We start from the raw sequence: 9,579 nt of genomic DNA on the forward strand, positions 1-9,579 counted from the left end.
GCGAACTAGCTGGCGATCTCGCCGCGGATGAACTTCTCCACGGCCTCGTGCGCGCTGTGGTCGTCGTACTGCACGGGCGGCGACTTCATGAAGTACGCCGACGGCCCCATGACCGGCCCGGCGATCTTCCGGTCGAGCGCGATCTTCGCGGCACGCACGGCGTCGATGATGATGCCGGCGGAGTTCGGCGAGTCCCACACCTCAAGCTTGAGCTCGGCGTTCAGGGGGGTGTCACCGAAGGAACGCCCCTCAAGGCGGATGTAGGCCCACTTGCGGTCGTCGAGCCACGGCACGTGGTCCGACGGTCCGATGTGGACATCCGACTTCCCCATCTCGTGGGGAATCTGGGACGTGACCGACTGGGTCTTCGAGATCTTCTTCGAGACCAGGCGGGTGCGCTCCAGCATGTTCATGAAGTCCATGTTGCCGCCGAAGTTCAGCTGGTAGGTGCGCAGCAGCTCCACGCCGCGGTCCTCGAACAGCTTCGCCAGCTCGCGGTGCACGATCGTCGCACCGACCTGGGACTTGATGTCGTCACCGACGATCGGCAGTCCGGCGTCCTCGAACTTCTTCGCCCACACCGGGTCCGAAGCGATGAAGACGGGCAGGGCGTTGACGAAGCCGCAACCGGCGTCGATCGCGGCCTGCGCGTAGAACTTGTCGGCCTCTTCGGACCCGACGGGAAGGTAGGACACGACCACGTCGACCTTCGCCTCGCGCAGTGCGGCGGCGACGTCGACCGGGGCCTCGTCGGACTCCTGCACCATCTCGCGGTAGTACTGCCCGAGACCGTCGAAGGTCGGGCCGCGCTGAACGGTCACGCCGGTCGGCGGAACGTCGGCGAACTGGACGGTGTTGTTCTCCGACGCCGCGATGGCGGCGGCCAGATCCTGGCCGACCTTCTTGGCGTCGACGTCGAAGGCGGCCACGAACTGCACGTCACCGACGTGGTAGTCGCCGAACTTGACGTGCATGAGACCCGGGACCCGCTGGCTCGGGTCGGCGTCCTTGTAGTACTCCACGCCCTGCACAAGCGAAGACGCGCAGTTGCCGACACCGACAATGGCCACACGTACAGCACCCATCGCGCATGCCTCCTTAGTTCTCTTCTTTACGGGAGTCGTCCGGCTCTGCCGGGGACGCCTCCTCAACGGACGGAGCCTGCGGCTCCGGTGGGACGAACCCGCCGACGGTGGTGACCGACGGCGGTTTGCCGGACTGCTCGGTGGCGATCAGCTCGTTGAGCCACCGCACCTCCCGCTCGCAGGCGTCGAGTCCGTGACGTTGCAGTTCGAGGGTGTAGGCGTCGAGGCGCTCGACCGACCTGGTCAGCGTCTCGCGCAGCCCCTCACGGCGCTCTTCGATGCGCCGGCGGCGCCCCTCCAGGATCCGCAGCCGCTGCGCCTGGTCGAGGCGCGAGAAGAACGCGAAGTGCACCCCGAAACCGGAGTCCTCGTAGGTCTCTGGACCGGCCTGGGCGAGAAGGTCGGCGAACCGCTCCTTGCCCTCGGCGGTCAGTTTGTACACGATGCGGCCGCGTTTACCGGTCAACGGCGGCACCGGACGATCCGGATCCCCGGCGTCCTCGGTGATGTAACCGGCGTCCTTGAGGCGCTTGAGCGTCGGGTACAGCGAGCCGTAGCTGAACGCCGCACGAAACGCACCCAGCAGCGACGTGAGCCGCTTGCGCAACTCGTAGCCGTGCATGGGCGACTCGTGCAGCAGACCGAGTACGGCCAACTCCAGCACCCGCCTCGCCTCCGATCCCCGCCGCGCATGGTGACGTCCGTCCCGGTCTTCACACCGGGCGGGCACTCCTCGCACGAACCTCGATAGTGTCCAACCGATATCTCAGTCGATGTAGCCCGCTGATGTATCGGTCTGATACATCGGAACCCTACAAGACCTCGGCCGAACCGGCAAGAGCCTGAGGTATGTTCCACACCAACCCGGACAAGGCGGGCGACCAGGCGTGTCCCTTTGGCCTAACCCGCGTACTCTCTTGGCCGTGCATGCTCAGCGTCAGGTGGTGGACTACTCGCTTCAACGGCGAGCCCTTCTGCGTGACGTCTACTCTGGACGGACCGGTACCGCCGAGGTGTGCGACGCCTCGCCGTATTTGCTGAACGCGGCCAGGTTTCACGGTGAGGCGACGCAACGCCGTTGCCCCATCTGCCGACGCGACAACGTCCGGAACGTGCACTACATATTTGGCGACGAACTGAAGACGTCGGCCGGGCAGGCGCGCAGCCTCCGCGAGCTGTCGCTCATCGCGAGCGGCTACCGCGAGTTCGAGGTCTACGCCGTCGAGGTCTGCCGTGGTTGTGGGTGGAATCACCTGGTGTTCCGCTTCCTCCTCGGCAAGGCCCACGCAACCGGTGATCCCCAGGCGTCCTCACGTCCGAACCAGCTTGAAGAGGTGTGACCGAATGGCCGACCACTCCAACCGCGGCTCGTCCCGCGCAGGTGGTTACGACGACTACGACTACGGTGACCGGCGCTACGGCGACGGTCCGGTGAGTGGTGGACCCTCAGGCGGGCAGGCGCCGGTCTGGGGCGACGGATACGACTACTCCGACCCGGCGCGCAACCACGCTGAGCCGGCCAGCGGTCGCGCCTCGGTGCCCGGCATGATGTCGGCTCCCGCGCACGACGACTACGACTACGAACCGAACACCGTGACCGGCCGCGCGTCGGTCGGCAAACGCGAGGCCAAGGGCCGCGCGACGGTGACCGGGCCGCGCTCGAAGCCGACCGACGAAGAGCTGGCGGCACGCAAGAAGAAGCTCAAGAAGAAGAAACGCATCCGCAGATGGGCGATCTTCGGTTGTGTCGTCGCGATGCTCGGAGGCGTGAGCGTCTTCGGTGTCGCGACTTTCTGGGCGGGTGTGCCGCTGCCCAACGAACTCGAACTGACCGCGTCGTCCTCGGTGACCTACGCCGGCGGCGAGTCGATGGGCGGCATCGGCAAGGAGTTCCGGGTCAACGTCCCCTTCGACCAGATCCCCGCGCACGTCAAGTGGGCGGTCATCGCGGCCGAGGACACCTCCTTCTACGAGAACCCCGGCGTCGACTTCAAGGGCGTCATGCGCGCCTTCTGGAACAACGTCACCGGCGGTGACACCCAGGGCGCCTCGACGATCACCCAGCAGTACGCGGGCATCGCGGCCAACATGCGCGACGAGGCCACCTACGGCCGTAAGGCGCGCGAGGCCGTCATCGCCATGAAGCTCGACGACGAGTACGAGAAGGACCAGATCCTCGGGTTCTATCTCGACGTCGTCTACATGGGACGGTCGGCCTACGGCATCGGCGCCGCGTCGCTCGCCTTCTACGGCAAGCCCGTCACCGAACTCAACGTGGCACAGGCGGCGCTTTTGGCGGCGCAGATCAAGTCGCCCAACGGCTACTACGACCCCGAGCACCCCGAGGGCGTCGGCTCCGAAGGCGACGTGACCGGCCGCTACGAATACGTCCTGAAGAGCATGCTGGACCTCGGTGCGATCAACGCGACCGACTACAGCGAGGCCCTGGCGAAACTGCCGAAGGTCGAGGAGAAGACCAGCAACCCGGCCGACTACGGCTTCAACAAGCCGACCGGTTTCGTCTCCCACCGTTACGTGATCGAAGAGCTGGAACGCCGCTACGGCATCACCGAGGAACAGCTCTACGGCAACGGCAACCTGGAAGAGGGCGTCGCGAACACCATCGAGGACGCCGGCGGCTACACGATCACCACGACGATCGACAAGAAGCTCCAGGACGCCGCCATCAAGGCCGCCTCACGGGGGAAGAAGGGCGAGGTCATGCCCGACACCCCCAAGAACCTGCTCGCCGCGCTCGTCGCGGTCGACCCGAAGACCGGGGCGGTGCGGGCCTACTACGGCGGTACCGAGAACGGCACCGGGATCGACAAGGCGGGACGTCCGCCGGTGATCCGGGACACCGACTCCGACGGTGACGCGCACCCGATGGGTTCGTCGTTCAAGATCTTCACCCTCGCGACCGCGCTCATGAACGGCGTGTCGGTCGACTCCAAGTGGGACGGTTCGTCCCCGCGCGAGTTCCCGGGCCGGATGAAGGACGACCCCGCCGGAGCCGTCGTCAACTCCGGTGACAGCAGTTCGGCCTGTGCGCGCTGCACCCTCGGCCAGGAGATCATCGACTCGCTCAACACCCCGATGTTCGCCATCGCCGAGAAGTACACGCCGGAGGCGATCGTCAAGCAGGCCGCGGCCATGGGCGTCACCGGTCTTGAGGACAGCAAGGGTAACTGGCACGAGTTCGACGAGAACTTCAACTTCGAAGAGTCGCGCGAGTGGTTCGACCGTGAGGTGTCCTTCGGCCAGTACCCGACCACGGTCTTCAGCATGGCCGAGGGCGCCGCGACGATCGCCGCGAACGGGACGCACCGGGAGTCGCACTTCATCCAGGAAGTGACGAAGAACGGCGAGAAGGTCGAGCCGATCAGCGAACTCTCCGAGAACACCGCGATCGGGCTCGGCGAGGCGGCCGACATGTCCTCGGTCCTGACCCAGATCGGGCCCTCCGAGGGTGGTCTCGACGGCGGCCGCCCGGCCGGCAGCAAGACCGGCACCTGGGAACGTGACTGCCCCGAGGACGGGTCGCTCGAAGGCTGCGTGCCCGGGCAGAACTCCAACACCTCCTACCTCGGCTACACCCCGCAGCTGGCGACGGCCGTGTGGGTCGGTGACAAGAAGAACGACAACGGCAAGGTCACCGACAACAACGACAACGAGCTCTACGGTTCGATGACCGCGGGCTCGGTGTGGCGGAACTTCATGAACAAGGCCATGGAGGGCAAGGAGTTCGAGGCGTTCCCGCCGAAGGCCGGCACCGGTGACATCAACGCCGGTGACGCCAAGCCGGACGACAAGAAGGACGACAAGAACTGCATCCCGATCATCGACCCGAACTGCAAGCCGAACGACGGCCACGGGCCCAACGGCACGGACGGCGCCGACGGCAACAACGGCACCGACGGTGAGGACCGCGTCGGCGTCTACGGAGCCGGAGGCGGTACCGGATCGGCACCGTTCGCAAGCGACGGAGTCGGTCAGAGTGGTCAGTCGGCCTACGGCGATTACGGAATGAGCGTCCTTCCTTACGCGACATTCCAGCGGCAATATTCGATAAGCAACACCTGATCCACTCGAACCCGCCGACGAGTACTCTTCGTCGGCGGGTTCGTCATATCCCGGGCCGAAAGCAACACCCCCCGGCGAATCCCCGACAGGTGAGAAACCTCCGTACCAGACCGAAAAGGCGGGACCGGATGGGCAGGCACACCGACCGCGAACCGGCACGCGGTCACTACGACGACCAGGCGGCCGTCTACCGCGGCCACGACGATCATCGAGGCCACGACGATTACGGCGACTACCGCTCGTACGGGGATCGTGGCCACCGGTCGGAGTCGGCCGATCGGCGCGATGATCGCGCGACCGGTGGTGACAGCGCCAATCGCCGCTATGACGACGAAGTCTGGGACGACTACGACTACCGTTCCCCGCGCGAGACGAGGCGGGCGTCGGCGGGCGTCGGCAGTGCCTCGGTCGAGGTGGTGCAGCAGGAACGCGAAGACGCCCTGAAGGCCGCCTACGAGCGTCGTGGCGGGACACGCCGGGCGGGCGCCGGGAAACGCCGGGTGGGCACGCCCAAGGACGACGATCCCGAGAGCAAGGCCAAACTCCTCAAGAAGCGCAAACGAAAACGCCGGCTCATCGCGCTGGCGTGCGTCGTGGTCATGTTGTCCGGCGTCGGCATCGTGGGCGGCACGATCTTCTTCCAGAGCGTCGTGCTCCCCGAGGACATCCCGATGCCGCAGACGAACCTCGTCTACTTCGACGACGGTGAAGAGGAGATGGCCCGGCTGGGCAGCGCCTTCCGCGAGAAGGTCGACATCGCGACCCTGCCCGATCACGTGAAGTGGGCCGTGATCGCCGCCGAGGACCAGTCGTTCTACGAGAACCCGGGCGTGGACTTCAAAGGCGTGATGCGCGCCTTCTGGAACAACGTCACCGGTGGCGAGACCCAGGGCGCCTCGACGATCACCCAGCAGTACGCCGGCCTGGCCGCGGAGTTCCGCGACGAGGCGTCCTACGGCCGCAAGGCCGAGGAGGCGGTGATCGCCATGAAGCTCGACGACAAGTACGAGAAGGACGAGATCCTCGGCTTCTACCTCAACCTCGTCCCCTTCGGACGGACCGCCGAGGGCATCGGCGCCGCCGCGAAGGCGTTCTTCAACAAGGATGCCAAGGACCTCAGCGTCGCCGAGGCGGCACTGCTGGCGGGACAGATCAAGTCGCCGAGCGGCGCCTTCGACCCGATGGACCCGCAGGGCCTCGACAACGCGCAGCAGGTCAAGGACCGCCTCGGCTACGTCCTCGACTCGATGGTCGCGATCGGGCACCTCGACGCCGGCGAGCGCGCCGCGATCACCGAGGTCCCCGAGACCCTCACCAAGACCAGTAACCCGGCCAGTATCGGCGGGGAGAAGGACACCGGGTTCGTCTCGCACCGGTTGCTCTACGGGGAACTGGACGCGCGCTACGGGATCTCGCAGGACCAGATGGAGAAGGACGGTGGCTACACCATCGTCACGACCATCGACAAGAAGCTGCAGAAGGCGGCCCGTGACGCGGCCTCCACGAAGGGGAAGGTCCTTAAAGGACAGCCGAAGAACCTCCGTTCGGCGCTGGTCGCGGTCGACCCGAAGACCGGTGAGGTGAAGGCCTACTACGGGGGCAGCGACAACGGTTCCGACGAGGACAAGGCGGGGCTGGAGAGCCCGCACCAGCCGGGTTCGTCGTTCAAGGTGTTCACGATGCTGACGGCCCTGAAGGGGACCGACGCGCTCGGTGGCGCTTCGATCGAGTCGCTGTGGGATTCGTCGTCGCCGAAGAAGTTCGACGACCGTGAGTCGAAGGTCTCCAACTCGGAGAACGACAACAGCTGCGGCAAAGACTGCAAGATGATCAACGCGATCCGCAAGTCGCTGAACGTGCCGACCTATTCGATGACGAAGACCTACGGTGCCGCGAACGTGGTCGCCATGGCACGGGACATGGGCATCACGCACATGACCGGCGGCGGTGAGAACCACTGCAACTACGAGCAGGTGGACCTCAACAGCAAGCCGGTCGACGAGTACCACAACTGCTTCGACAACGAGGTCGGTTTCGGGCAGTACCAGGTCAGCGTCGCCGACATGGCCGCCGCCTTCGCGACCCTCGCCAACAAGGGGATGCGGCACCAGGCGCACTTCATCAAGACGGTCATGCACAACGGTGAGGAAGTCAAGCCGCTCAAGGAGATCGAGGGCGTCCAGGCGATCCCGGAGGACGTGGCGGTCGACGCGACGCACGTACTGAAGACGATCCACCCGACCGCCGGCGGCATGACGCTGAACAACGGCAGCGAGTACGCCGGCAAGACCGGTACGTGGGAGCGGTACTGCGATACCACGTGTGACGAGAACTCGCAGAACTGGTACGCGGCCTTCATTCCGCAACTGGCGGCGGCGAGCTGGCTCGGTGACAAGTCGGAGGAGAACGGGTCGCTGAAGGACTCCAACGGGAACCCGACCTACGGTTCGGGGATCTCGGGCCAGGTGTGGCTGGAGTTCATGAACAAGGCCGTCGAGATCATGAAGACCGAGGCGACGGTCTTCGATCCGCCGATGAACACGGGAAGCCCGAGCAACGGCGACCACGCGGCACCGATCAACACGCCGGACCCGACGAACGAGCCGGACCCCACGAACGAGCCGGATCCGACGGGGACGCCGGACCCGACCGGGACGCCGGATCCGACGGGGACGCCGGACCCGACGGAGACGGACTGCCCGATCTGGGGCTGCGGGAACGATCGGGTGAAGGTCGCGGCGGATGACGGCGGCCGCGCCGCCGGGCTCATGTCCGGTGGGGCCGCGGGCTTCGGTGCGGGAGCGTTGTTGCTGACGGCGGTCGCGCTGGGGCGGCGACGCCGGCGCGAGTGACGCGGTCGGGATGAGTGCGAGGGCGGGAGCTTGCTCCCGCCCTTTCGCGTGGTGTTGGCTAGTGGTGCTTTGTTGGGTCGGGGTGTTGGGTGGATGCTTTGGTGGTGTCGCCTGATGAGTTCGAGGTTGTTCGGGAGCGGTTGGGGTTGTTCGCCGCTGAGGTGTTCGCGCCGTTAGGGCGGTCTGATCAGCGGGTGTGGGGGCAGCGTTATGTGCGGGGGTTGTTGCTGGATGGGCGGCGTGAGTCGATGCAGCCGATGGCCGAGCGGCTTGGGGTGGATCATCAGGGGTTGCAGTAGTTCGTGACGTCTTCGACGTGGGACACCATGGCGGTGCGGGCGCGTGTTGCCCGTCGGGCGGTCGAGGTGATCGGGCCGGTGTCGTGGGTGGTCGATGACACCGGTTTCGCCAAGGACGGGAAGGCCTCGGCGGGGGTGGCGCGTCAGTACTCGGGGACGCTGGGCAAGGTCGCGAATTGCCAGGTCGGAGTGAGCGTGCATACGGTCACCGATGTGGCGTCGTGTCCGCTGGACTGGCGGCTGTTCCTGCCGGAGTCGTGGGATGACGCCGCGGTCGGTGACGGGCTGCGGTCGCAGGTGGTGTCGCGTCGCCGTCGTTGCGGGATCGGCGAGCAGGTGCGGCATCGCCCGAAGTGGCTGCTGGCCGTTGACATGATCGATGAACTCATCGGGTGGGGTCTTGAGGCGCCGGTGATCACCGCGGATGCCGGATACGGGGACAACGCGCACTTCCGAGCGGCTTTGGAGCAGCGGGGCCTTTCCTATGTGGTCCAGGTCAAGGGGGCGGGGTGACCGCCCATGCCGCCGATGCCGAACCGGAGAAGCCCCCCTATGGCGGGCTGGGGCCGCGCCCCAAGGACCGCTATCGGGGCAGGCCGGTGAGCCTGCGCGAACATGCCCTGGCCGCCGGGCCGGCCGCCGTTAAGTCGCTCACCTGGCGTCAAGGGTCTCGCGGCGCGATGACCAGCGGGTTCATAACCTTGCCGGTGCGCCCCGCCGGACGCCGGCCCCGCCTTGCCGACGACGGTTCACTACCGGTGCGGCAACTGATCGCGCAGTGGCCGGCAGGCGAACCCGAACCCGTCAAGTACTGGCTGTCGAACCTGCCCGCCGACACCGACCCGGCTGATCTGGTCCGCCTGGGAAAGATCCGCTGGCGGATCGAACACGACTACCGGGAACTCAAGACGGGCTTGGGACTCGACCACTTCGAAGGCCGTTCCTTCACCGGATGGCATCGACACGTCACCCTGGCCACCGCAGCCCACCTGTTCATCACCACCTTGCGACTCGACCCAAAAGCGGCCGCGCCGGCCTGACCCTCTACCAGACCATCAGCCACCCGCAACAACTCCTCGCCACCTGGACCGGCGCCTGCCCCACCTGCCACCGCAAACTCCAACGAACACACCACAAGACCCGACACCCGACCTAACAAAGCACTACTAGTACTACAGCTGTGGTTTGTTATTTGTATACTGTGGACTGTGGTGGCGGTTGATCTCGATGCGTGGGTTGCGGGTTTAGACGGTTTGCTGG

Annotated in this window: 5 protein-coding genes and 1 pseudogene; 4 read left to right on the plus strand and 2 right to left on the minus strand. The window is 66.2% G+C overall.

What is annotated here, in order from left to right:
• Positions 1-5 precede the first annotated feature (5 nt).
• On the minus strand, positions 6-1,085 hold the full coding sequence (locus HNR73_RS31330) for an inositol-3-phosphate synthase (protein ID WP_184791291.1): 1,080 nt from the start codon (positions 1,083-1,085) through the stop codon (positions 6-8).
• A 13-nt stretch (positions 1,086-1,098) separates the two neighbouring features.
• Positions 1,099-1,749, minus strand: coding sequence for a PadR family transcriptional regulator (locus HNR73_RS31335; RefSeq protein ID WP_184791292.1), 651 nt, complete (start codon positions 1,747-1,749; stop codon positions 1,099-1,101).
• Positions 1,750-2,008: 259 nt separating this feature from the next.
• Between HNR73_RS31335 and HNR73_RS31340 the strand changes: the two genes are divergently transcribed.
• The 4 genes and pseudogenes from HNR73_RS31340 to HNR73_RS31355 all read left to right on the plus strand — a co-directional run bounded on the left by HNR73_RS31340 (position 2,009) and on the right by HNR73_RS31355 (position 9,359).
• Positions 2,009-2,425 carry a DUF5318 family protein gene (locus HNR73_RS31340; RefSeq protein ID WP_184791293.1) on the plus strand — a complete coding sequence of 139 codons (417 nt, stop codon included), beginning with the start codon at positions 2,009-2,011 and terminating at the stop codon, positions 2,423-2,425.
• A gap of 4 nt (positions 2,426-2,429) precedes the next feature.
• Positions 2,430-5,168, plus strand: coding sequence for a transglycosylase domain-containing protein (locus tag HNR73_RS31345; protein ID WP_184791294.1), 2,739 nt, complete (start codon positions 2,430-2,432; stop codon positions 5,166-5,168).
• Positions 5,169-5,296: 128 nt separating this feature from the next.
• Positions 5,297-8,020, plus strand: coding sequence for a transglycosylase domain-containing protein (locus HNR73_RS31350; protein WP_184791295.1), 2,724 nt, complete (start codon positions 5,297-5,299; stop codon positions 8,018-8,020).
• 104 nt (positions 8,021-8,124) lie between these two features.
• Positions 8,125-9,359, plus strand: a pseudogene (locus tag HNR73_RS31355) (IS701 family transposase).
• Positions 9,360-9,579 lie beyond the last annotated feature (220 nt).

Origin of the sequence: Phytomonospora endophytica (genome assembly GCF_014202425.1) — a bacterium.
Taxonomy (GTDB): domain Bacteria; phylum Actinomycetota; class Actinomycetes; order Mycobacteriales; family Micromonosporaceae; genus Phytomonospora; species Phytomonospora endophytica.

Bases quoted from the DNA above. Each gene is read 5' to 3' on its own strand.
- HNR73_RS31330 (WP_184791291.1), bottom strand. From the start codon at position 1,085: ATGGGTGCTGTACGTGTGGCCATTGTCGGTGTCGGCAACTGCGCGTCT.
- HNR73_RS31350 (WP_184791295.1), top strand. From the start codon at position 5,297: ATGGGCAGGCACACCGACCGCGAACCGGCACGCGGTCACTACGACGAC.
- HNR73_RS31345 (WP_184791294.1), top strand. From the start codon at position 2,430: ATGGCCGACCACTCCAACCGCGGCTCGTCCCGCGCAGGTGGTTACGAC.